We start from the raw sequence: 22,745 nt of genomic DNA, 5'->3' as shown, positions 1-22,745 counted from the left end.
GGGCGAGGCATCAAATTCAGCGCGTTTTGCCGGGATGTTGCGGTTGACAGTTTTGGGCGCTGCCGCCATAAGGCGCTTCGCGAAGGGCTGCTACGGCGGTTGCGACGCGTCGATGCCTCGTTGCATGGCTCCGGCGGCAGACTGGAGAGGTGCCCGAGTGGTTAAAGGGGACGGACTGTAAATCCGTTGGCTATGCCTACGTTGGTTCAAATCCAACCCTCTCCACCACTGCCGGCCCGGAAGCCCTGAAACGCGGAAGCATCGGATCGAAAAGTGCATAGCGGTTTTCGGCCGATGCCTAACTGAAAGGCGCGGGTATAGCTCAGTGGTAGAGCAGCAGCCTTCCAAGCTGAATATGCGGGTTCGATTCCCGCTACCCGCTCCAGATTTCCATTCGCTGCTCCGTCGGGGTTCGCGCATGATCCAGAACCAAAGGTCAGCGCAAGGTTGAAACGCTTTGCGGTCGGGACCGTCCGCAATTGAAATTCAAGGTGTTGGAGCTTCGTAGCGCGTCCAAGGGGCGCGGCGACCTAGCTGCTGAATTTGCTGAATATCGACGCGAGCTGATTCTGTTGCGGCACCTGTCCGTTCGGCGTCATTTGGTCGACGAGACCCGGCAAAGCCGCGGACAATTGCTTGAGCAAGTCCTGCTCGTTCAGCCCTGTCCTTTGCGCGATCTCGCGAATGACCTGCGGGCCCAACGCATTGCCCAGATCGTTGGCCTGGATGGGCTGGTTCTGCCCGGTGCCGACCCACGAATCGGCGGCATTGCCGTGGCCGGCGTCTTTCAGCTTATCGAGCAGGCCGCCCAGTCCGCCGAGCAAGCCACCGTCGGCGGATGCGGTTGTATCAGGCGGCACGGGGGCGGGGCTTTGGGCCGGATCGGTCTGGGCGGAACTTCCACCGCTCAGCATTTTTCCAACCAGCAGCGCACCGAGCGCGATCATCAGCGGCTTGGCGACGTTACCGCCGGGAACGGCATTGTCAAACAGTCCCATTGTGGATCTCCATGTCAATGTTGCCCGTCCCATCTCCACAATGACCCATTCGGGTCGAATTTCAAGCTGGTTGAGCTTTCCGTAATCATGAATTTCAAGTTGGCTTGAGCTTTGCTTAATAATGTGGAAGTAATCGGCTGCGGGGAATGGAGAGGAAAATGTCAATATTAAGCTGGATCATCCTTGGCGTCATAGCCGGCTTTATAGGCAGCAAGATCGTCAACAAGAGCGGGCAGGGCCTTGTTCTTGATATCATACTCGGGATCGTCGGCGCTGTTGTCGGCGGCCTGATCTTCAGCGCCTTTGGCGCGTCAGGCGTTACCGGCCTCAACATCTACAGCCTGATCGTCGCCGTGCTGGGATCGGTGGTCGTTCTGTGGGCCTATCACCAGTTCACCGGGAACCGGGCTCTTTAGAGATTAAAGGCCGACAGGCAAGGCGGCCTCGGCGGGCCGCCTGACGTGTTCTGGCCGGCCGCTTTCGGTCCATCCGATATCGCGGCTTTCCGCTCTGGGAAGCCGCGACTTCTCGTCCAATTACCCGTGCGACGGTGCGGCGCGGGCGCTGAAACGTCCTACCTGATCCTTTTGAGGATTTCTCGGACCAGCGTGTTGAAGCCAGCTTCGAGCCCTCTGGCCAGGATTGGCCACAATTCATCGAGCAGACGCCTGAAGGCAGTCTCGAGAGCCGCGTCACGGCCGCTTCTGACGGGCAGGTCGGGCATCGACCCCATCGCTGCCATGACCTGCTGGCGCAGCCGGTCGCCGCAAGCCCTCGCGCCGACGACCGTCGGGTCAAAGGGCAGGCGGCTAACATCCCATTTTCCGCGTTGCTCGATGCCGAGATTGCGCTCGACCTCGGCGTGCGAAAGAACCGTTTTGGGCGTGACCTTGATGCGATAGTATTTGCAAAGCGCGGCGACGACAACGATCAGCGCATCCCACTGCGTCCTCGTCATCGGGTATTGGCCGGCATTGAATGGTCTTTCCTCCGCCCCGGCCATGCAGCACAGGGAAACCCCGATCGAGCCGCTGTTGCAGTTGAGGGTGTGAGCTGCGTATCCCGATTTCACCCTGCCGGAATTGAGCGTGATGGAAGGCCGGCCCCTGACGAGGCCGCCATTCCCCTCGACCAGGATATGATAGGCGTCCTTGTCGGTCTCGCCTGCCGAATGCGAGCCTGCCGTCCAATGGCAAATGACCCGCTTCATCGGAACGTTGGGCATCCAGTCCGGCGGCAATGCCACGGAAAATCCCCGCAACAAATCTGGCAAACGCGATCACTATAGTTTCTTTGACAGAGAATGCGAAAACGAAACGATAATTTGGTTGAGCGTTTCTAACGTTCGGCGCTTTTGCACTTGTCGCCTGGGGCAGGATACCGGGCTGCGGCCCGCTTGTCCCTGGCTAGAGGCAAGCGGGCAACTCTGATAGGGAATTTCCGGCACGGATTTGGGCGGGATGGGCGATGTCGGGCGCAGTCGGCAATGGCGATTGAAATAAAAGAACTCGCGATCACCTATTATCCCATTCCGAAGAGTGGCAGCAGCAGCGTCAAATATGCGCTTATGGCGCTCGACGGAAAGGAAGGCTCGCTCTCCGGGTTCGACCCCGACAATGACGTTCACGGCCATTTGGCGACAAACTACGTCGACCCTTTCTTTCCCACATATGACGGACACAAGGGCCGGTTCACGATCATCCGCGATCCCCTGGAGCGGCTTCTCTCCGCCTATTCCAGCCGGATCTCCGACACTGGGGTTCTGACCAGACCGGACGTGGATAAGGAGAAGCTTGAAAGGCTCGGCATTCCGGTCGATCCGGACTTCGATACGTTCATTTTCAACATCGAGAAATACTGCGCCTGCTCCTGGGAGATCCAGTTCCACGTGGCGTCGCCGCGCTATTTTACCGGCTGCAGCCTGTTCCTCTTCGAACATGTCTTCAAATTCGAGCAGATGGACAGAGTGGAGGCGTTTCTATCCTCTGTAAGCGGACGGGTATTCGACCTGCCACGGCTGCAGGTCGGCGGCAGGAAAATCAGCCCTTCGGACCTGTCGCCGGCGGCGTTGGCCAAGGCGATGCGGTTTTGCCGCTACGACTATGGGTTTCTCGTCGACTACTACGATCCGCAAAAATGGGGAGGCATTCCTGAAGGCGATGCCGATGATCCCTCGACGCTGCATGTTTTCGGCGATCCGGGAGCCTTGCGCGATGGCCGGATCATCTATCCCCGAACACCGCGCAATCTCTTTCACTTCATGTCCAAGCGCTCGCTTATCGAGCCGAGGATAATTCTCTAGCTGCCGGTCTGTGCCGGCTGTCCGTCAGCACCTTCGGCGTTCACCACATGCTCTTCGAATTGGGGCAGGTCGTCGGTGATTGCGAACCACTTCGCCTTGGAGCCGACAAAGATGTGATGCGTCGGGCGGATAGCCGGCTCGTCGACGAGGGTTCCCATGGCGACGTGCACGAAAGCGCCGTCGCGGACGACCGAATAGAGCAATGAGCCGCAGGTCTTGCAATGGGTGTCATGGACGGTCTCCTCGCCGAAGATCAGGAGATTGTCCTCGCCTTTGGTCAGGCTCAGCCTCTCACGCTCGATGCCGGCAAACGGCTTGAAGGCGGAACCGGTGGTGCGCCGGCAGTTCGAGCAGTGGCAATTCGCAGCGTAGATGAACTCGTCGGCCACCGCGTATTGCACGGCGCCGCACAGGCACTTCCCGGCAAGCATGCGGTTGCCGGCATTCTCCTGGCTTGTCACAGTCTCTTCTCCATTTTAGCGGTGACCACTGCTTGAATTAGGCGACCACGGTCAGCCGGCGCCGGCGCTCGTCGAGCGACACGATGGTCAGCCCGCTGGCCACCACCAGAAGAATGCCGCTGATCGCCAGCGCGTTCGGGAATTGCTGGAACACCACCAGACCCGAAATGACCGCCCAAACCGTGAAGCAGTAGTAGAACGGCGCCACCACGCCGGTTGGCCCGACGCGATAGGCCATGAAGATGAAGAAGTGGCCGAAGATCAGGAACAATCCGGCACCGGCCATCAGCAGCAGATGATGCGTCTCGGGCATCACCCAACGCTCCGACACCAAATGCGCGACGCCTGAGCCGACCAGCACCACCACCACCGCGGAAATAGCCACGATCATTCCAGGCACATCGGCGGCGACCCGCCGCCCGGCGAGATCGCGCGCGGCGGCGAATGCCGCATTGCCGAGCGCCAGCAAAGCGTAGACCGAGATACCCTGCATGGTCGGCTGCGCCACCATCACCGCTCCGATGAAGCCGAGCCCGATCAGCGCCATGCGCAACCCTCCGATCCGTTCGCGGAACAGGACAGAGGAGCCAATCAGCATAAGCAGAGGAGTGATCTGCCCCAAGGCGGTCGAATCGGCGATCTGCATGTTGGCGAGCGCCACCACGTAGCAAAGGATTGCCGCCAGCTCGAACAGGTTTCTCCGCAACACTCTTCTTTCGAGGATCAGCGGGATCTGCTTGGCGTAGCCCAGCGCAAACAGCAACGGGATGCCCCACAGCGTCGCCGCCGTCCCGCGCAGAAACAGCACCTCATAGGGTGGCAGCCCCACCGTTGCCAGCTTCATCATCGTGTCGTTGACGACATAGGAGCCGGTCGAGAGGATCATGAACAGCGGGCCGCGGATGGCGATCGGAATGAAATGCATTGGATCAGGAAATCAGACCTGGTCAATGGCGGCAATGGGCGCCAACGTGCAAGGGAGCAGGATTTGCTTCAGTTCGCGCGGGCCATTCCGGCCCGCGAAACCGCCGGACGTATCGGGACGGCATAGACCTGCAATGCACGGCCGATCACCAGGCTGAGCACGAGCAGCGCCGAGAAGAACGCGGTGGGAGCGTATTGCGAGGGACCGCAGCCGACCAGAATGCCTGCAGCGATCACGACGGCGCTCTCTTTCGCCGAAAAGCCTGTTTTCCCCAGAAACACCAGCGGAACGGCGAGGGCTACGAAATCGTAGATGAACGCGTACGGCGAGCCGAGGATCGTCGCCGTCGCGAGAGCTGCTGCCTTGACATGGAAAGCTCCTTTTTGAAGCCATATCCAGATGATGCCGGCGCTCAGGGCTGCGATGAGAAAACCCTGCGCGACCCATGCGGCCGTCAGGCTTCCGCCAAGCGCGCGGACAAAGCCGTAGAGGCTTTGGAGCTTTGAAAAATCGGCCTTGCCGTCGACGAGGATCATCCCGTTTATCTTGGCGGCGGTGTCAAAGAAGTCGGACCAGATCTGCGTGCCGAAAACGGCGATGGAAAGCACGGCCATTGCGGTGGCGGAAATGGTGGTCCATCCGATGACCCGCCAATAGCCTCCAGCGATGAGGGCAACGGGTATGATCAGACCGAACTGCGGCTTGTAGGTAAGCAGGCCGAAGAAGAGGCCGGCGAGCGCCGGGCGTTTTTCAATCGATGCGATAGCTGCGCCAAGCAGGGCGGCGGTGACGAAGCCGTTTTGCCCGACCGCTGTGTTCCAAAGCACGGGAGGCCAGGCCATGGCTGCCAGAACCGCAAGGCGTGTCTCCCCGATCAGCCGTATGGCAAAGGCATAGAAAGTTATCCCGAATGCCATCCACGAAACCAACGCGGCGGGATAAGACACCAGCGCCAATGCTGCGGTCACCAGCAGGAAAGTTGGAGGATATTGCCAGGAATAATAGCCATTGAAAACGGCGCCGCTTTCAGCGGACGAGATGCTCTTGTGTATTTCCAAGTTATAGGCATCGGCTGCGTGGCCTTGCAGAACAAACTTGCCAGCGCCCCAAAATGCCAGGAAATCGGTGGCGATTGGCTGTCCGTTCGCGTCGAACAGCCAATCGCCAATCAATACCGCGATGACAAGCACGCAGAGATAGGCAAATATCAAGCCGCAGACGGCGAGATAGATAAGACGTTGCAGGTTTTTTCCTGCCGTGAAGTCGGCTATCCGCATGGTGCCCGTTTGCCCGCGCCGCAAGGTGCCCGGGCGTTATCTTGCCCCCGTTTTCATTAAGAGTTTGTGTCGCGACTGGCCGCGGTGGTGTCCGTCTTACATTTGCGTCGCCTCATTCCCATATCGGCGTCACATCCCTGAAATCGGATCATGGGTTCGGGATCGAGTGAAAATGCGTTCGGCCACAAGGCACTTGTGTTTTTCGGCCGTAGTCGCTAATCGCCCCGCATTCGACTGAACTGAAGGTCCAGGCCGTCCAAGGAAAGAGACTATGGCAAAAGGTAAATTCGAGCGTACAAAGCCTCATGTGAACATTGGCACGATTGGCCACGTCGATCATGGCAAGACGTCGTTGACGGCGGCGATCACCAAGTATTTTGGCGAATACAAGCGCTACGACCAGATTGATGCGGCGCCTGAAGAGAAGGCGCGCGGCATCACCATCTCGACGGCGCATGTCGAATACGAGACGGCTGCCCGCCACTACGCCCATGTCGACTGCCCCGGCCACGCCGACTATGTGAAGAACATGATCACCGGCGCTGCGCAGATGGACGGCGCGATCCTGGTTGTGTCGGCCGCCGACGGCCCGATGCCGCAGACCCGCGAGCACATCCTGCTGGCCCGTCAGGTCGGCGTGCCGTCGATCGTGGTGTTTTTGAACAAGGTCGACCAAGTCGACGACGCCGAGCTGCTCGAGCTGGTCGAGCTCGAGGTGCGTGAGCTGTTGACCAAGAACGAGTTCCCCGGCGACGACATTCCGATCGTCAAGGGCTCGGCGCTTGCGGCTCTGGAAGATTCCGACAAGAAGATCGGCGAGGACGCGATCCGCGAATTGATGGCTGCGGTCGACGACTACATCCCGACGCCGGTTCGTCCGCTGGACAAGCCGTTCCTGATGCCGATCGAGGACGTGTTCTCGATCTCGGGCCGCGGCACGGTTGTGACCGGTCGCGTCGAGCGCGGCGTGGTCAAGGTCGGCGAGGAGCTGGAGATCATCGGCATCCGTCCGACGACCAAGACGACCTGCACCGGCGTCGAGATGTTCCGCAAGCTGCTCGACCAGGGCCAGGCCGGCGACAACATCGGCGCGCTGCTGCGCGGTGTCGACCGTGAAGGTGTCGAGCGCGGCCAGGTTCTGGCCAAGCCGGGCACGGTCAAGCCGCACAAGAAGTTCGTGGCCGAAGCCTACATCCTGACCAAGGACGAAGGTGGCCGTCACACGCCGTTCTTCACCAACTACCGTCCGCAGTTTTATTTCCGCACGACCGACGTGACCGGCATCGTGTCGCTGCCGGAAGGCACCGAGATGGTGATGCCGGGCGACAACATCACGGTCGATGTCGAGCTGATCGTGCCGATCGCCATGGAAGAGAAGCTGCGCTTCGCCATCCGTGAAGGCGGCCGCACCGTCGGTGCCGGCATCGTCGTCACCATCAAAGAGTAATCGACGCCGGCGTTGCCGGTCAGATCGAGTGCGAAAGGGCAGTCCTCGGGCTGCCCTTTCGCTTTTTGGGGCACCGCCGACATGCGCCTGCGCAGTCGTCCCAAAACCTGTTGCAAGCCTTCAAACCTTAACTAGTATAGGTTGCATCGCGGGGGCTTGCCCAAATGGTTCCATGGCACCGTTTGAATGGCCAGACATGGTGGACGCTGGGGGTGATCTGCCTGGCGTCGTTCCTTGTCATGGGACACGCTGCCTTCGCGGCGAATACAAAAAAATCTGCGCCGGATCTTGGTCCGACGATGCGGTTTGTCGTCGTCCGCAGCAGCGCGCCTGGTTGCGAGCCGACCTGCCCGGAATGGATATCGGCTGAAGGCTCGATAGAAGCCGGCACACCGGCCCTGTTCAAACGCACGCTCAAAGCACTCGGCCGCCGAAAACTGCCTGTTGTCGTGGACTCTCCCGGCGGCAACGTCGAAGCGGCGCTGGCGCTTGGCCGGCTTCTCCGCAAGAACAAACTCGATATCGCGGTCGGCAAAACCCGGTTCACCGGTTGCCAGCCCGAAGCCAAGGACTGCAACGAGAACGATGCCAAGGGCGCTCGCTATTTCGGCAATGCCTATGCCAGCGGCGCCATCTGCAATTCCGCTTGCCCGCTGATGTTTGCCGGCGGCATCAGGCGCGTGGTCGGGCAATGGGCCTATCTCGGCGTCCATCAGATCACCACGACTTACATCCAGACGAAATTGCAGTACCGGACCACCTATCGCGTGGTGAGAGGCAAGAAGAAGGTCCTCAGCAAGAAGATCGTCGGCCGCAAAAACGCCGGCAGCTACAAGACCTACGAGATGAGCAAGTCGGTGGAGAAAAGACTGGCGTCCTATCTGAAGGAAATGGGCGTCGGCCAAGGCGTTCTTGAGACGATGAAGAACACACCGGCCAGCACCATCCAGCAACTGGCCCCCTACGACATGCTGCAGACGAAGCTCGTCACCAGCCTGGATGCCGTCGACCTGCTGACCGCGGCAACCCTGTGCAATACCGATCCGGTGGCCGCGAACTGCAGGGAAATACCGGCGCCGGCCGGCGATGTGGTGGCATACGCCAAGCCCGCTCCCGCCGCGTCGGTCGAACCCAAAACCGTGCAGCAGGCCGATGTTGGCGATATGCGCTTCGTTCTGGTTCGAGGCAGAAGTTTTCTCTGCGATCCCAATTGTCCCGAATGGATCTCCGCGGAAGGCACGATTAGCGCTCAGACGCCGGAACGGCTGCGCCAACTGCTGGATACGATCGGCAATCGGCGACTGCCCGTGGTGGTCAACTCGCCGGGAGGTGACGTGCTTGGCGCTCTGGCCGCCGGAAGGCTGATCCGAGAACGCAAGCTCGACGTGGCGGTTGCGCGGACCGACTTCATTGGATGCGAGCCGGACAAAGCGGATTGCACCGCCGAAGATGGCGTCTATATCGGGCTCACAATCGATGCGAGCGGGGAGTGTGGCGCGGCCTGTCCGATCATGCTTGCCGGTGGTGTCAGGCGCCTTGTCGGCCCTCGCGCGCAATTGACCGTGGATTCCACGGGGTTGGAGCAGCAGGTCAAAACCTATCTCAAGGACATGGCGGTCGGACCCGGTCTGCTGGTGGCGATCCGGTCGGTGCCGGCTTCGCGCGATCGGCAGCTCGAACCCGACATGATGTTGAAAGTCGGGCTGACGACCGGGCTTGAATCGGTTGACGAATTTACCGGTCCGACCATCTGCAAATCGGAGCCAATGCCGGAGAATTGTCGCGTGGTTCCGACGTCCGAGGTTCAGGCTGACGCGCCGGTCAAGTTGTAAGGTGCAGGCACCGCAGCCGGCCCAAGCTGGCCATCGAGGCAGGTTGAGCAACGTTCGATAGTTCCGCTATCGTCCGAAGCAAGTGACTGTCCCGCCAGTCGAGGATCGAGAATGAGCCAGGATATCCCGACATTGTTCGAATGGGCCGGCGGCACCGAAGCGCTGAATCGCCTGACCCAAACCTTCTATGACAAGGTGTCTAGGGATTCCATCGTCGGCCCGGTGTTCAAAAACATGTCGCCGGACCATCCTGCGCACGTCGCGGCCTTCATCGGCGAGGTCTTTGGTGGACCGAAGACCTACAGCGAGGAGCATGGCGGCCACCGCGAGATGGTGATTCACCATCTCGGCAAGCACCTGAGCGAAGAACAGCGCCGCCGCTGGATCAATCTTCTCGCTGACGCTGCCGACGAGATCGGGCTGCCCGACGATCCGGAATTCCGCTCGGCTTTCATGGCCTATGTCGAATGGGGATCGCGGCTGGCGAAGATGAACTCCAACCTTGGCGAGACCTGCGATCCCGAGACCGAGCCGATGCCGGCCTGGGGCTGGGGCGTGCCCGGCGGGCCGTACAAGCCGCCTTCTGGAAATTGACTAGAGCGCGGTGGTCGGCTTGATCGTGAGCAATCAAAGGATCAGGGGAAATGGCCGGGAGGACGCTTGGATTTCCGCAGATGAAGGGAGGGCAGTACGCACCCTCTTTACAGCGCGCGCGGAAGCTTTTAGGAAGCGCCTGCTGCGCCGACATGCGCACGTACGGGCATAGCTCAGTTGGTAGAGCGGCGGTCTCCAAAACCGCAGGTCGTAGGTTCGAGCCCTGCTGCCCGTGCCATTTTTCGAAATGGCCATTTCATGAAAATTGTCTGGTCTTCCACGCATCGGTCCTTTGAAAATCGCGCGGTGACTTGCCATATAGGCTGTCTTGAGGCATAAGAGGCCATAGCCGGGACGGGACGACTGGATGGTTCCGAGGCGGCGTTTGGTCATAAAGCGGACACTTGCCACTTGCGTGGATCAAGAATCGGTTTTATGTAGACGAAACAGACACGCGACGCGTGGAGCTGGGAAGCCGGCTTTACGCGTCCGATTTGCATGGGCGAAATGATTGCGCTGATTCGGCGCGAACACGGGACTCAGGCGGCACATCCCGGCCAGCGGGATCATCCAGGAGATCCGGTCAACGGGTCTCGAAGACAGGCGGCACATGGCTTCGAAAACCACAAATCCTTTCGTCTTTCTCCAGCAGGTTCGCTCGGAGACCGCCAAGGTGACTTGGCCGTCACGGCGCGAAACGATGATTTCGACGGTGATGGTCCTGGCGTTCGCTGTGATCGCGATGATCTTTTTCTTTACCGCCGATCAGCTCATGGGCCTCGCGGTCGAGCAGATTCTGGGCATTGGACGCTAAGTCCGGCGATTACGGAGAAGTCTTGAGATGACTGCGCGGTGGTACATCGTCCACGCCTATTCGAACTTTGAAAAAAAGGTCGCCGAGGACATCGAGAACAAGGCCAAGCAGAAAGGCCTGTCCGCTGACATCGAGCAGATCGTCGTGCCGACCGAGAAGGTCGTCGAGATCCGGCGCGGCCGCAAGGTCGATGCCGAGCGCAAGTTCTTCCCGGGCTACGTGCTCCTGAAGGCCAATCTGACCGACGCGGTGTTCTCGCTCGTGAAGAACACGCCGAAGGTCACCGGCTTCCTGGGTGACTCGAAGCCGGTGCCGATCACCGAGGCCGAGGCCCAGCGCATCCTGAACCAGGTGCAGGAAGGCGTCGAGCGGCCGAAGCCGTCGGTCACTTTCGAGATCGGCGAGGCGATCCGCGTCTCGGACGGTCCGTTCGCATCGTTCAACGGTTTCGTCCAGGAAGTGGACGAGGAGCGGGCGCGGCTCAAGGTGGAAGTTTCGATCTTCGGGCGCGCCGTGCCGGTCGATCTCGAATTCGGACAGGTCGAAAAGGGCTGATCCGAAATCCTTGTCGCCCATTCGGCGGTGAGGGGAGGCGGCGTGGAAATCGCGGCCAACACAGGTGGGAGGCGAATGCGGCTTTAGCCGGCCACAGGAACCGCACCACCAGACTGCAACCGCCGGTGTTGCCCACATAGTGGGGCCGGCATGAGATGAAGGCAGGAAAGAGATGGCTAAGAAAATTGCAGGCCAGCTCAAGCTCCAGGTTTCCGCGGGTTCGGCTACGCCGTCGCCCCCGATCGGACCGGCGCTTGGTCAGCGCGGCATCAACATCATGGAGTTCTGCAAGGCGTTCAACGCGCAGACCCAGGAAATGGAAAAGGGATCGCCGGTTCCGGTCGTGATCACCTATTACCAGGACAAGTCGTTCACCTTCGTCATGAAGACGCCGCCGGTGAGCTACTTCCTGAAGAAGGCCGCAAACCTGAAGTCGGGCTCGAAGGAGCCGGGCAAGGTCAAGGCCGGCACGATCGGCCGCGACAAGGTGCGCGCCATCGCCGAGCAGAAGATGAAGGATCTGAACGCAACCGATATCGAGGGGGCCATGCGCATGGTCGAGGGCTCCGCCCGCTCGATGGGTCTGGAAGTGGTGGGCTGAGATCATGGCAAAGATTGCAAAGCGTGTATCGAAGACCCGCGAAGGCATCGATCCCAACAAGGCCTATGCCTTGGGTGATGCGCTGAAGCTGCTCAAGGACCGGTCCTCGGTGAAGTTCGACGAGACCGTTGAAGTCGCGATGAACCTGGGTGTTGACCCGCGCCATGCCGACCAGATGGTCCGTGGCGTGGTCAATTTGCCGAACGGCACCGGCCGTACCGTCCGCGTCGCCGTTTTCGCGCGTGGTGACAAGGCCGAGGAAGCCAAGGCGGCCGGCGCCGATATCGTTGGCGCCGAGGATCTGGTCGACATCGTCCAGAAGGGCACGATCGACTTCGATCGCTGCATCGCCACGCCGGACATGATGCCGCTGGTCGGCCGCCTGGGCAAGGTGCTCGGCCCGCGCGGCATGATGCCGAACCCGAAGGTCGGCACCGTCACCACTGACGTCACCGCCGCCGTCAAGGCGTCGAAGGGCGGCGCCGTCGAGTTCCGCGTCGAGAAGGCCGGCATCGTGCATGGCGGCGTCGGCAAGATCTCGTTCGACGTCAAGGCGCTGGAAGAGAACGTCCGCGCGTTCGCCGACGCAGTGAACAAGGCGAAGCCGGCTGGCGCCAAGGGCAACTACGTCAAGAAGGTGTCGGTCACCTCGACGATGGGCCCGGGCCTCAAGCTCGACGTCTCGACGCTGGCAGCGTCCTGATACGACCTATTTGGATCGGCCGCTAAAGGGCCGATCCGCAAACAGAATTCCGGGCCTCCGATTATCTTGGCGGTCCGGTACCGGAAGTCGAAAGGCTTCCGGACATCCTGTCCGAGATTGCGGGCGGCCCCAAGCCTTAGTTCAAGGGGGGCCTTAATTCATGTGGGCCTGCATGAGACGGGTGAAGACCGGACAACGGAGCGACTGCTCCAATGAAAGGTTCGAACCGTGTTTGCCTTTTGTCTGCGCACCATTCGGCTTGCCGGCTGGTGTGGCGAAAGGGGGCAGGATCCTCGAGCGTCGTTCGGGAGATCCGTTACTGGATGGCCCGGCCGGCAAAAGGCAACCCGACGCCTGTCCTCGTGAAAAGGGCAGGGGTCAACTGGAGATAGGCAGTGGACAGAGCGGAAAAACGCGAACTCGTCACGGGCCTGAATGAAGCGTTTTTGGGCGCAGGTTCAGTCGTCGTGGCCCACTACGCCGGTATCACCGTCGCGCAAATGAACGACCTTCGGTCGAAAATGCGTGTCGCCGGTGGCACCGTCAAAGTCGCGAAGAACCGTCTCGCCAAAATCGCTCTTCAGGGCACGGACTCCGCATCGATCATCGACCTGTTCAAGGGACAGACGCTGATCGCCTATTCGGAGGATCCGATTGCGGCGCCGAAGGTCGCGTCCGATTTCGCCAAGGGAAATGACAAGCTCGTCATTCTCGGTGGCGCAATGGGCACCACCTCGCTCAACGCCGACGGTGTGAAGGCACTCGCCACACTTCCGTCGCTCGATGAGCTGCGCGGCAGGCTGGTTGGCATGATCGCCACGCCGGCAACCCGGATCGCCCAGATCGTCAATGCGCCTGCGGCTTCGGTCGCGCGTGTCATCGGCGCTTACGCCCGGAAGGACGAGGCGGCATGAGGCCGTTCCTCGCTATCACAAACACACGTTCGAACCTTATGAAGGAATATTGCAATGGCTGATCTGGCAAAGATCGTAGACGACCTTTCGAAGCTGACCGTCCTTGAGGCGGCCGAGCTGTCGAAGCTTCTGGAAGAAAAGTGGGGCGTTTCCGCAGCTGCTCCGGTGGCGGTTGCCGCCGCTGGCGGTGCTGCGGCCGCAGCTGCTCCGGTCGAGGAAAAGACGGAATTCGACGTCGTCCTCACCGAGGCGGGTGCTCAGAAGATCAACGTCATCAAGGAAGTTCGCGCCATCACTGGTCTTGGCCTCAAGGAAGCCAAGGACCTGGTCGAGGCGGCTCCGAAGCCGGTCAAGGAAGCTGTTTCCAAGGCCGACGCGGACAAGTTCAAGGCCCAGCTGGAAGCAGCCGGCGCCAAGGTCGAACTGAAGTAAGCGTTTGATATTGGCGGGCGGCTTCGCGCCGTCCGCCACTCCCTTGGCGCGAAGGGAGGCTGCGTAACGCGAAGAGTACGAAAACCTCTTTCCTGAGGGCCGTAAACCGGCCTTCAGGAAACGGGTTTTCTCCCGTTTTGGCCGGCCACCGACAGGTGGCGGGTGAACAAATTGAAGGCCGCCGCCGAGGTGGCCGAGAATGCAAGGCGAGCCGCGGCGAGGCTCGCCCCGAGAATCGAGCTAAGGAGCGACGATGGCCCAGACACAAACTTTCAATGGCCGCAGACGCGTACGCAAATTCTTCGGAAAGATCCCGGAAGTTGCGGAGATGCCGAACCTGATCGAGGTTCAGAAGGCATCCTATGACCAGTTCCTGATGGTGGAGGAGCCCAAGGGCGGGCGTCCTGACGAGGGACTGCAGGCGGTTTTCAGGTCGGTCTTCCCGATCTCCGACTTTTCCGGCTCCTCGATGCTGGAATTCGTGAAGTACGAGTTCGAAGGACCGAAATTCGACGTTGACGAATGCCGTCAGCGCGACCTTACCTACGCCGCGCCACTCAAGGTGACGCTGCGCCTCATCGTGTTCGATATCGACGAGGATACCGGCGCCAAGTCGATCAAGGACATCAAGGAGCAGGACGTCTACATGGGCGACATGCCGCTCATGACCTTGAACGGCACCTTCATCGTCAACGGCACCGAGCGCGTCATCGTCTCGCAGATGCACCGTTCGCCGGGCGTCTTCTTCGACCATGACAAGGGCAAGTCGCACTCGTCCGGCAAGCTGTTGTTTGCCGCGCGCGTCATCCCCTATCGCGGCTCGTGGCTCGACATCGAATTCGACTCGAAGGACGTCGTGCACGCCCGCATCGACCGCCGCCGCAAGATTCCGGTGACGTCGCTGTTGATGGCGCTCGGCATGGACGGCGAGGAGATCCTGTCGACCTTCTACAACAAGATCACCTACAAGCGCGCCGGCGACCATTGGCGTATCCCGTTCAACGTCGAGCGTTTCCGCGGCCTCAAGGCCGTTGGCGACCTGGTCGATGCAGACACCAACGAGGTCGTCGTCGAGGCCGGCAAGAAGATCACTGCCCGCCAGGCCAGGGCGCTCGGCGAAAAGGGTCTCAAGGCGATCAAGGCAACCGACGAGGATCTGCTCGGCAACTACCTTGCCGAGGACATCGTCAACTACGCGACCGGCGAGATTTTCCTCGAAGCCGGCGACGAGATCGATGAAAAGACGCTGAAAGTGCTTCTCAGCGCCGGCGATGATGAGATCAAGGTTCTCGACATCGACCACGTCAATGTCGGCGCCTATATCCGCAACACGCTCAACGTCGACAAGAACGAGAGCCGCCAAGACGCGCTGTTCGACATCTACCGTGTCATGCGCCCCGGCGAGCCGCCGACGCTCGAGACCGCCGAAGCCATGTTCAACTCGCTGTTCTTTGACAGCGAGCGCTATGATTTGTCGGCCGTCGGCCGCGTCAAGATGAACATGCGCCTCGAGCTCAAGGCCGAGGATACCGTGCGCGTGCTGCGCAAGGACGACATCCTGGCCGTGGTCAGGACGCTGGTCGAACTGCGCGACGGCAAGGGCGAGATCGACGACATCGACAATCTCGGCAATCGCCGCGTGCGCTCGGTCGGCGAGCTGATGGAGAACCAGTACCGCGTCGGGCTGCTGCGCATGGAGCGCGCGATCAAGGAACGCATGTCCTCGATCGAGATCGACACGGTGATGCCGCAGGACCTGATCAACGCCAAGCCGGCGGCTGCCGCCGTGCGCGAGTTCTTCGGCTCCTCGCAGCTGTCGCAGTTCATGGACCAGACCAACCCGCTGTCGGAGATCACCCACAAGCGCCGTCTCTCGGCGCTTGGACCTGGTGGTCTGACCCGCGAGCGCGCCGGCTTCGAGGTGCGCGACGTGCACCCGACGCATTACGGACGCATCTGCCCGATCGAGACGCCGGAAGGCCCGAACATCGGTCTGATCAACTCGCTGGCCACCTTCGCGCGCGTCAACAAGTACGGCTTCATCGAGAGCCCGTACCGCAAGATCGTCAACGGCAAGCTGACCAATGAGGTCGTCTACCTGTCGGCGATGGAAGAGGCCAAGCATCACGTTGCTCAGGCCAATGCCGAGCTCGACAAGAATGGTGGTTTCGTCGACGAATTCGTCATTTGCCGCAACGCCGGCGAAGTGATGATGGCGCCGCGCGAAAACGTCGATCTGATGGACGTGTCGCCGAAGCAGATGGTGTCGGTGGCCGCGGCCCTGATCCCGTTCCTCGAGAACGACGACGCCAACCGCGCCCTGATGGGCTCGAACATGCAGCGTCAGGCCGTGCCGCTGGTGCGCGCCGAAGCGCCGTTTGTCGGCACCGGCATGGAGCCGATCGTCGCCCGTGACTCGGGCGCCGCCATCGGCGCCCGCCGCGGCGGCATCGTCGACCAGGTGGACGCGACGCGTATCGTCATCCGCGCTACGGAAGATCTCGATCCCGGCAAGTCGGGCGTCGACATCTACCGGCTGATGAAGTTCCAGCGTTCGAACCAGAACACCTGCATCAACCAGCGCCCGCTGGTGCGTATGGGTGACCGGGTCAACAAGGGCGACATCATCGCCGACGGTCCGTCGACCGAGCTCGGCGATCTGGCGCTCGGCCGCAACGTGCTGGTCGCGTTCATGCCGTGGAATGGCTACAACTATGAGGACTCGATCCTCTTGTCCGAGCGCATCGTCGCCGACGACGTCTTCACCTCGATCCACATCGAGGAGTTCGAGGTCATGGCGCGCGACACCAAGCTCGGGCCGGAGGAAATCACGCGCGACATTCCCAACGTCTCGGAAGAAGCGCTGAAGAACCTCGATGAGGCCGGCATCGTCTATATCGGTGCGGAAGTGCAGCCGGGCGACATCCTGGTCGGCAAGATCACGCCGAAGGGCGAAAGCCCGATGACGCCGGAAGAAAAGCTTCTGCGCGCCATCTTCGGTGAAAAGGCATCGGACGTGCGTGACACTTCCATGCGCATGCCGCCCGGAACCTTCGGCACCGTCGTCGAAGTGCGTGTCTTCAACCGCCACGGTGTGGAGAAGGACGAGCGCGCCATGGCGATCGAACGCGAGGAGATCGAACGCCTCGCCAAGGACCGCGACGACGAGCAGGCGATCCTCGACCGCAACGTCTATTCGCGCCTTTCCGACGTTCTCGTTGGCAAGGAAGCGATAGCCGGGCCGAAGGGCTTCAAGAAGGGCTCGAAACTGTCGAAGGACACGCTCGACGAGTATCCGCGTTCGCAGTGGTGGCAGTTTGCGGTGGAGAACGAAAAGCTCCAGAGCGAACTGGAAGCCCTGCGTGGCCAGTACGACGATTCCAAGAAGGCGCTCGAGCAGCGCTTCATGGACAAGGTCGAGAAGGTACAGCGCGGCGACGAGATGCCTCCCGGCGTCATGAAGATGGTCAAGGTCTTCGTGGCCGTGAAGCGCAAGATGCAGCCCGGCGACAAGATGGCCGGCCGACACGGCAACAAGGGTGTCGTGTCGCGGATCGTTCCGGTCGAGGACATGCCGTTCCTCGAGGACGGCACGCATGCCGATATCGTGCTCAACCCGCTAGGTGTGCCGAGCCGCATGAATGTCGGCCAGATCCTGGAGACGCATCTGGGCTGGGCTTGCGCCGGAATGGGCAGGAAGATCGGCGATCTGATCGACGCCTATAAGACAGCCGGCGACATCAAGCCGCTGCGCAAGACGCTCGAGAGCTTCATGCCGGCCAACGACCGCAATGAGCCGATCCGCGAATACGACGACGAGAGCATCGTTCGCCTCAGCGAGCAGATGCGTCGCGGCGTCTCCATCGCGACACCGGTGTTCGACGGTGCGCACGAGGCCGACATCAACATCATGCTGGAGCAGGCGGGCCTGCACACCAGCGGTCAGTCGCAGCTCTATGACGGACGCACCGGCGAGCCGTTCGATCGCAAGGTGACGATGGGCTACATATATATGCTCAAGCTTCACCATCTTGTGGACGACAAGATCCACGCGCGTTCGATCGGGCCGTACTCGCTCGTTACCCAGCAGCCGCTGGGCGGCAAGGCGCAGTTCGGTGGCCAGCGCTTCGGCGAGATGGAGGTCTGGGCGCTCGAAGCGTACGGCGCCGCCTACACGCTGCAGGAGATGCTGACGGTGAAGTCGGATGACGTCGCCGGCCGCACCAAGGTCTACGAGGCGATCGTCAGAGGCGACGATACGTTCGAGGCCGGCATTCCCGAGAGCTTCAACGTTCTCGTCAAGGAAATGCGGTCTCTGGGCCTCAATGTCGAGCTGGAGAACACCAAGCTGGACGACAACCCGGTTCGGCTGCCCGACGCGGCCGAGTGAGCAAGACGTCCGGTCGCGGCTCCCGCGACCGGACGCCGAGCATGATCCCGAAAAGTGGTTACCGGTTTTCGGCCAAGATCATGCTCAAACAAGAAGTTTCTTCGGCCGGTGGCCGACAAGTCGGCGGGCGTTTGGCCCGCGCTAGATGCAAGGGGTTTTCGAGGACCCCGAAAAGGAGAACGGCATGAACCAAGAGGTCATGAATCTCTTCAATCCCCAGGCGCCTGCGCAGGTGTTCGATTCCATCCGGATCTCGCTCGCCAGCCCTGAGAAGATTCTGTCCTGGTCGTTCGGCGAGATCAAGAAGCCGGAGACCATCAACTACCGCACCTTCAAGCCGGAGCGCGACGGCCTGTTCTGCGCGCGCATTTTTGGTCCGATCAAGGACTACGAATGCCTGTGCGGCAAGTACAAGCGCATGAAGTACAAGGGCGTTATCTGCGAGAAGTGCGGCGTCGAAGTCACGCTGTCGCGCGTCCGTCGCGAGCGCATGGGCCATATCGAGCTGGCCGCGCCCGTCGCCCATATCTGGTTCCTGAAGTCGCTGCCGTCGCGTATCGGCACGCTGCTCGACATGACGCTGAAGGATATTGAGCGCGTTCTCTACTTCGAGAACTACATCGTCACCGAGCCCGGCCTCACCGCGTTGAAGGAGCACCAGCTCCTCAGCGAGGAAGAGTACATGATGGCCGTCGACGAATATGGCGAGGATAGCTTCACCGCCATGATCGGCGCCGAGGCCATCCACGACCTTCTGGCCGGCATGGACCTGGAGAAGATCGCCGGCGACCTGCGTTCGGAGCTGGCTTCGACCTCGTCCGAGCTGAAGCAGAAGAAGTATCTGAAGCGGCTCAAGGTCGTCGAGAACTTCATGGAGTCCGGCAACCGTCCGGAATGGATGATCATGAAGGTGGTTCCGGTGATCCCGCCGGACCTGCGCCCGCTGGTCCCGCTGGACGGCGGCCGTTTCGCCACGTCCGATCTCAACGATCTCTATCGCCGCGTCATCAACCGCAACAACCGCCTGAAGCGGCTGATCGAGCTGCGCGCCCCCGGCATCATCGTGCGCAATGAAAAGCGCATGCTGCAGGAAGCCGTCGACGCGCTGTTCGACAACGGCCGTCGCGGCCGCGTTATCACCGGCGCCAACAAGCGCCCGCTGAAGTCGCTGTCCGACATGCTCAAGGGCAAGCAGGGCCGGTTCCGCCAGAACCTGCTCGGCAAGCGCGTCGACTATTCCGGCCGCTCGGTCATCGTGACCGGCCCGGAGCTCAAGCTGCACCAGTGCGGCCTGCCGAAGAAGATGGCGCTCGAACTGTTCAAGCCCTTCATCTATGCCCGTCTCGACGCCAAGGGTTACTCGTCGACTGTCAAGCAGGCGAAGAAGCTGGTCGAGAAGGAGCGTCCGGAGGTCTGGGATATCCTCGACGAGGTCATCCGCGAGCATCCGGTGCTCTTGAACCGTGCGCCGACGCTGCACCGCCTCGGCATCCAGGCATTCGAGCCGATCCTGATCGAAGGCAAGGCGATCCAGCTTCACCCGCTGGTCTGCACGGCCTTCAACGCCGACTTCGACGGCGACCAGATGGCGGTTCACGTGCCGCTGTCGCTGGAAGCACAGCTTGAAGCCCGCGTGCTGATGATGTCGACCAACAACATCCTGCACCCGGCTTCCGGCGCGCCGATCATCGTGCCGTCGCAGGACATGGTTCTAGGTCTCTACTATCTCTCGATCGTCAATCAGAACGAGCCGGGCGAGGGCATGGTGTTTGCCGACATGGGCGAACTCCAGCATGCGCTCGAGACCAAGGCGGTGACGTTGCATTCCAAGATCAAGGGTCGTTTCCGCACGGTCGATGCCGAAGGCAAAGTCGTGTCGAAGATCCATGACACCACGCCTGGCCGCATGATCATCGGCGAACTGCTGCCGAAGAATGTCAACGTGCCTTACGAGACCGCCAACCAGGAGATGACCAAGAAGAACATCTCCAAGATGATCGACACCGTCTACCGCCATTGCGGTCAGAAGGAGACGGTCATTTTCTGCGACCGCATCATGGCCCTCGGCTTCAGCCACGCCTGCCGCGCCGGCATTTCGTTCGGCAAGGACGACATGCTGATCCCGGATGCCAAGATCAAGCTGGTCTCCGATACCGAGGCTTTGGCCAAGGAATACGAGCAGCAGTACAATGACGGCCTGATCACGCAGGGCGAGAAGTACAACAAGGTCGTCGACGCCTGGGCCAAGTGCTCGGAAAAGGTCGCCGACGAGATGATGGCCCGCATCAAGGCGGTCGAGTTCGAGGACAATGGCCGTCAAAAGCCGATGAACTCGATCTACATGATGTCGCACTCCGGTGCGCGCGGCTCGCCCACCCAGATGCGCCAGCTTGCCGGTATGCGCGGCCTGATGGCCAAGCCTAGCGGTGAGATCATCGAGACGCCGATCATCTCGAACTTCAAGGAAGGCCTGACCGTGCTCGAGTACTTCAACTCGACCCACGGCGCCCGCAAGGGTCTGGCCGACACCGCCTTGAAGACGGCGAACTCGGGCTACCTCACCCGTCGTCTGGTCGACGTGGCGCAGGACTGCATCGTCAACTCCGTCGACTGCGGCACCGACAAGGGCCTCACCATGCAGCCGATCGTCGATGCCGGCCAGGTCGTCGCCTCCGTCGGCCAGCGCGTTCTCGGCCGCACGTCGCTCGACGACATCACTCATCCGGTCACGGGTGAGGTTCTGGTCAAGGCCGGAACGCTGATGGACGAACGCGACGTCGAAGAGATCGAAAAGGCCGGCGTCCAGTCGGTCCGCATCCGCTCGGCGCTGACCTGCGACGTCAGGGTCGGTGTCTGCGCGGTCTGCTACGGACGCGATCTGGCCCGCGGCACCCCGGTCAACCAGGGCGAGGCTGTCGGCGTCATCGCCGCGCAGTCGATCGGCGAGCCGGGCACCCAGCTCACCATGCGTACCTTCCACATGGGCGGTACTGCGCAGGTGGTGGATAGCTCGTTCCTTGAAGCCTCCTATGAGGGCAAGGTCGAGATCCGCAACCGCAACGTGGTGCGCAACTCCGACGGCCAGCAGATGGTCATGGGCCGCAACATGGCGGTGCTGATCCTCGACGAAGCCGGCAAGGAGCGTGCCACGCACCGCCTCACCTATGGTTCGCGCATCTTCGTGGACGATGGCGACAAGGTGAAGCGCGGCCAGCGCGTTGCCGAGTGGGATCCCTATACCCGCCCGATCCTCACCGAGATCGAGGGCAAGGTGGCGTTCGAGGATCTGGTCGACGGCATTTCCGTTCAGGAAACGGCCGACGAATCGACCGGCATCACCAAGCGCGAGGTCATCGACTGGCGTTCGACGCCACGCGGCAACGACCTCAAGCCGGCGATCGTCGTCCAGGATGCCAAGGGCAAGGTCGGCAAACTGTCGAAGGGCGGCGACGCCCGCTTCCTGCTCTCGGTCGAGGCCATTCTTTCGGTCGAGCCGGGTGCGCAGGTTCGCCCCGGCGACGTGCTGGCGCGTATCCCGATGGAAAGCGCCAAGACCAAGGACATCACCGGCGGTCTGCCGCGTGTTGCCGAACTGTTCGAGGCACGCCGTCCGAAGGATCACGCCATCATCGCCGAGATCGACGGCACGATCCGCTTCGGCCGCGACTACAAGAACAAGCGCCGCATCATCATCGAGCCACATGACTCGACGCTTGAGCCGGTCGAATACCTGATCCCGAAGGGCAAGCCGTTCCATCTCCAGGACGGCGACGTCATCGAGAAGGGCGACTACATCCTCGACGGCAATCCGGCGCCGCACGACATCCTGGCGATCAAGGGCGTGGAGGCGCTTGCGTCCTACCTCGTCAACGAGATCCAGGAGGTCTACCGCCTGCAGGGCGTGTCGATCAACGACAAGCACATCGAGGTGATCGTTCGCCAGATGCTGCAGAAGGTCGAGATCACCGTCCAGGGCGACTCGACCTACATTCCGGGCGACCACGTCGACGTGATCGAGCTGGAAGAGGTCAACGAGCGCCTGGTCGAGGACGGCAAGAAGCCGGCCGAAGGCCAGCCGGTGCTCTTGGGCATCACCAAGGCCTCGCTGCAGACGCCGTCCTTCATCTCGGCCGCCTCCTTCCAGGAGACGACCAGGGTGCTGACCGAAGCGGCGGTTGCCGGCAAGACCGACATGCTGCAGGGGCTGAAGGAAAACGTCATCGTCGGCCGGCTGATCCCGGCCGGCACCGGCGGCACGATGAGCCAGATCCGGCGCATCGCCACCTCGCGCGACGAGTTGATCATCGACGAGCGCCGCAGGGCGTCAGGCGTCGAGGTCGCCGAACCGATGTTGACCGACATGGTCAACGCCGCGCAGTAAGCGCGGCGGCACAGATCTCAGGCAACAAAGCCGCCGGGGCAACCCGGCGGCTTTTTTGTTTGTTGCGTTGAAGCGTATGTCGATGGTGACGGAATGGGAGTAATGCGATAGCCCTGCCG

The 22,745-nt window shown here is 61.3% G+C and carries 18 protein-coding genes and 3 tRNA genes; 16 read left to right on the top strand and 5 right to left on the bottom strand.

Translation table 11 applies throughout. The features are described 5' to 3' along the window. Window positions 1-143: 143 nt before the first annotated feature. A tRNA-Tyr gene (locus EJ075_RS29385) sits at window positions 144-228 on the top strand. Between the two features lie 83 nt (window positions 229-311). Continuing rightward, window positions 312-385, top strand: a tRNA-Gly gene (locus EJ075_RS29380). Window positions 386-530: 145 nt separating this feature from the next. On the opposite strand, the gene EJ075_RS29375 is transcribed toward EJ075_RS29380, so the two are convergent. After that, the gene (locus tag EJ075_RS29375) at window positions 531-998 is read right to left on the bottom strand and encodes a YidB family protein (RefSeq protein WP_126107505.1); all 468 of its coding nucleotides are present in this window, start codon (window positions 996-998) and stop codon (window positions 531-533) included. 158 nt (window positions 999-1,156) lie between these two features. Between EJ075_RS29375 and EJ075_RS29370 the strand changes: the two genes are divergently transcribed. Beyond that, complete coding sequence (locus EJ075_RS29370) at window positions 1,157-1,414, top strand: GlsB/YeaQ/YmgE family stress response membrane protein (RefSeq protein ID WP_095489451.1); 258 nt, start codon at window positions 1,157-1,159, stop codon at window positions 1,412-1,414. A 158-nt stretch (window positions 1,415-1,572) separates the two neighbouring features. On the opposite strand, the gene EJ075_RS29365 is transcribed toward EJ075_RS29370, so the two are convergent. Continuing rightward, window positions 1,573-2,244 (bottom strand): N-acetylmuramoyl-L-alanine amidase, encoded by a 672-nt coding sequence (locus tag EJ075_RS29365; RefSeq protein ID WP_245458042.1) that lies wholly within the window; start codon window positions 2,242-2,244, stop codon window positions 1,573-1,575. Window positions 2,245-2,484: 240 nt separating this feature from the next. Between EJ075_RS29365 and EJ075_RS29360 the strand changes: the two genes are divergently transcribed. Then, entirely contained in the window at window positions 2,485-3,300 is an 816-nt protein-coding gene (locus EJ075_RS29360; protein WP_126106711.1) for a sulfotransferase family 2 domain-containing protein, read from the top strand. Here the strand turns inward: EJ075_RS29360 and EJ075_RS29355 are convergent. The 3 genes from EJ075_RS29355 to EJ075_RS29345 all read right to left on the bottom strand — a co-directional run bounded on the left by EJ075_RS29355 (window position 3,297) and on the right by EJ075_RS29345 (window position 5,876). Then, a complete protein-coding gene (locus EJ075_RS29355; RefSeq protein ID WP_126107503.1) occupies window positions 3,297-3,731 on the bottom strand; it encodes a GFA family protein in 435 nt (144 codons plus the stop codon). The genes EJ075_RS29360 and EJ075_RS29355 overlap by 4 nt on opposite strands. 67 nt (window positions 3,732-3,798) lie before the next feature. Further along, window positions 3,799-4,686 (bottom strand): DMT family transporter, encoded by an 888-nt coding sequence (locus tag EJ075_RS29350; RefSeq protein WP_126106710.1) that lies wholly within the window; start codon window positions 4,684-4,686, stop codon window positions 3,799-3,801. 68 nt (window positions 4,687-4,754) lie between these two features. Beyond that, a complete protein-coding gene (locus tag EJ075_RS29345; protein ID WP_164547216.1) occupies window positions 4,755-5,876 on the bottom strand; it encodes a glycosyltransferase family 87 protein in 1,122 nt (373 codons plus the stop codon). 358 nt (window positions 5,877-6,234) lie between these two features. Between EJ075_RS29345 and tuf the strand changes: the two genes are divergently transcribed. The 12 genes from tuf to rpoC all read left to right on the top strand — a co-directional run bounded on the left by tuf (window position 6,235) and on the right by rpoC (window position 22,626). After that, a complete protein-coding gene (tuf, locus tag EJ075_RS29340; protein ID WP_126106702.1) occupies window positions 6,235-7,410 on the top strand; it encodes an elongation factor Tu in 1,176 nt (391 codons plus the stop codon). 299 nt (window positions 7,411-7,709) lie between these two features. Next, on the top strand, window positions 7,710-9,242 hold the full coding sequence (locus tag EJ075_RS29335; RefSeq protein WP_245458041.1) for a hypothetical protein: 1,533 nt from the start codon (window positions 7,710-7,712) through the stop codon (window positions 9,240-9,242). 111 nt (window positions 9,243-9,353) lie between these two features. Continuing rightward, the gene (locus tag EJ075_RS29330; protein WP_126106707.1) at window positions 9,354-9,836 is read left to right on the top strand and encodes a group II truncated hemoglobin; all 483 of its coding nucleotides are present in this window, start codon (window positions 9,354-9,356) and stop codon (window positions 9,834-9,836) included. A gap of 162 nt (window positions 9,837-9,998) precedes the next feature. Next, window positions 9,999-10,074, top strand: a tRNA-Trp gene (locus EJ075_RS29325). A gap of 372 nt (window positions 10,075-10,446) precedes the next feature. After that, a complete protein-coding gene (gene secE, locus EJ075_RS29320) occupies window positions 10,447-10,650 on the top strand; it encodes a preprotein translocase subunit SecE (protein ID WP_029352158.1) in 204 nt (67 codons plus the stop codon). Window positions 10,651-10,677: 27 nt separating this feature from the next. Beyond that, complete coding sequence (gene nusG / locus EJ075_RS29315; RefSeq protein WP_006333333.1) at window positions 10,678-11,205, top strand: transcription termination/antitermination protein NusG; 528 nt, start codon at window positions 10,678-10,680, stop codon at window positions 11,203-11,205. Window positions 11,206-11,377: 172 nt separating this feature from the next. Beyond that, window positions 11,378-11,806: a 50S ribosomal protein L11 gene (rplK, locus tag EJ075_RS29310; protein WP_023798121.1), complete on the top strand. Its 429-nt coding sequence runs from the start codon at window positions 11,378-11,380 to the stop codon at window positions 11,804-11,806. 4 nt (window positions 11,807-11,810) lie between these two features. Then, window positions 11,811-12,509 carry a 50S ribosomal protein L1 gene (rplA, locus tag EJ075_RS29305; RefSeq protein WP_095488825.1) on the top strand — a complete coding sequence of 233 codons (699 nt, stop codon included), beginning with the start codon at window positions 11,811-11,813 and terminating at the stop codon, window positions 12,507-12,509. A gap of 395 nt (window positions 12,510-12,904) precedes the next feature. Further along, window positions 12,905-13,423, top strand: a complete 519-nt coding sequence (gene rplJ, locus EJ075_RS29300; protein WP_126106706.1) for a 50S ribosomal protein L10 — start codon at window positions 12,905-12,907, stop codon at window positions 13,421-13,423. Between the two features lie 54 nt (window positions 13,424-13,477). Further along, on the top strand, window positions 13,478-13,855 hold the full coding sequence (gene rplL, locus EJ075_RS29295) for a 50S ribosomal protein L7/L12 (RefSeq protein ID WP_023680442.1): 378 nt from the start codon (window positions 13,478-13,480) through the stop codon (window positions 13,853-13,855). 253 nt (window positions 13,856-14,108) lie between these two features. Then, window positions 14,109-18,245, top strand: a complete 4,137-nt coding sequence (rpoB, locus tag EJ075_RS29290) for a DNA-directed RNA polymerase subunit beta (RefSeq protein ID WP_095488824.1) — start codon at window positions 14,109-14,111, stop codon at window positions 18,243-18,245. Between the two features lie 184 nt (window positions 18,246-18,429). After that, window positions 18,430-22,626: a DNA-directed RNA polymerase subunit beta' gene (gene rpoC, locus EJ075_RS29285; protein ID WP_126106705.1), complete on the top strand. Its 4,197-nt coding sequence runs from the start codon at window positions 18,430-18,432 to the stop codon at window positions 22,624-22,626. Window positions 22,627-22,745 lie beyond the last annotated feature (119 nt).

The organism is Mesorhizobium sp. M6A.T.Cr.TU.016.01.1.1, assembly GCF_003952585.1.
Taxonomy (GTDB): domain Bacteria; phylum Pseudomonadota; class Alphaproteobacteria; order Rhizobiales; family Rhizobiaceae; genus Mesorhizobium; species Mesorhizobium mediterraneum.
Note: the sequence above shows the minus strand (reverse complement) of the source record. Positions and strands in the feature narration are given on the sequence as shown.

Coding starts and splice junctions, on each gene's coding strand:
- rpoC (WP_126106705.1), top strand. CDS start 18,430: ATGAACCAAGAGGTCATGAATCTCTTCAATCCCCAGGCGCCTGCGCAG.
- rplK (WP_023798121.1), top strand. CDS start 11,378: ATGGCTAAGAAAATTGCAGGCCAGCTCAAGCTCCAGGTTTCCGCGGGT.
- EJ075_RS29375 (WP_126107505.1), bottom strand. CDS start 998: ATGGGACTGTTTGACAATGCCGTTCCCGGCGGTAACGTCGCCAAGCCG.
- EJ075_RS29355 (WP_126107503.1), bottom strand. CDS start 3,731: ATGCTTGCCGGGAAGTGCCTGTGCGGCGCCGTGCAATACGCGGTGGCC.
- EJ075_RS29370 (WP_095489451.1), top strand. CDS start 1,157: ATGTCAATATTAAGCTGGATCATCCTTGGCGTCATAGCCGGCTTTATA.
- rplL (WP_023680442.1), top strand. CDS start 13,478: ATGGCTGATCTGGCAAAGATCGTAGACGACCTTTCGAAGCTGACCGTC.
- secE (WP_029352158.1), top strand. CDS start 10,447: ATGGCTTCGAAAACCACAAATCCTTTCGTCTTTCTCCAGCAGGTTCGC.
- tuf (WP_126106702.1), top strand. CDS start 6,235: ATGGCAAAAGGTAAATTCGAGCGTACAAAGCCTCATGTGAACATTGGC.
- EJ075_RS29360 (WP_126106711.1), top strand. CDS start 2,485: ATGGCGATTGAAATAAAAGAACTCGCGATCACCTATTATCCCATTCCG.
- rplA (WP_095488825.1), top strand. CDS start 11,811: ATGGCAAAGATTGCAAAGCGTGTATCGAAGACCCGCGAAGGCATCGAT.
- rpoB (WP_095488824.1), top strand. CDS start 14,109: ATGGCCCAGACACAAACTTTCAATGGCCGCAGACGCGTACGCAAATTC.
- EJ075_RS29330 (WP_126106707.1), top strand. CDS start 9,354: ATGAGCCAGGATATCCCGACATTGTTCGAATGGGCCGGCGGCACCGAA.
- nusG (WP_006333333.1), top strand. CDS start 10,678: ATGACTGCGCGGTGGTACATCGTCCACGCCTATTCGAACTTTGAAAAA.
- EJ075_RS29350 (WP_126106710.1), bottom strand. CDS start 4,686: ATGCATTTCATTCCGATCGCCATCCGCGGCCCGCTGTTCATGATCCTC.
- EJ075_RS29335 (WP_245458041.1), top strand. CDS start 7,710: ATGCGGTTTGTCGTCGTCCGCAGCAGCGCGCCTGGTTGCGAGCCGACC.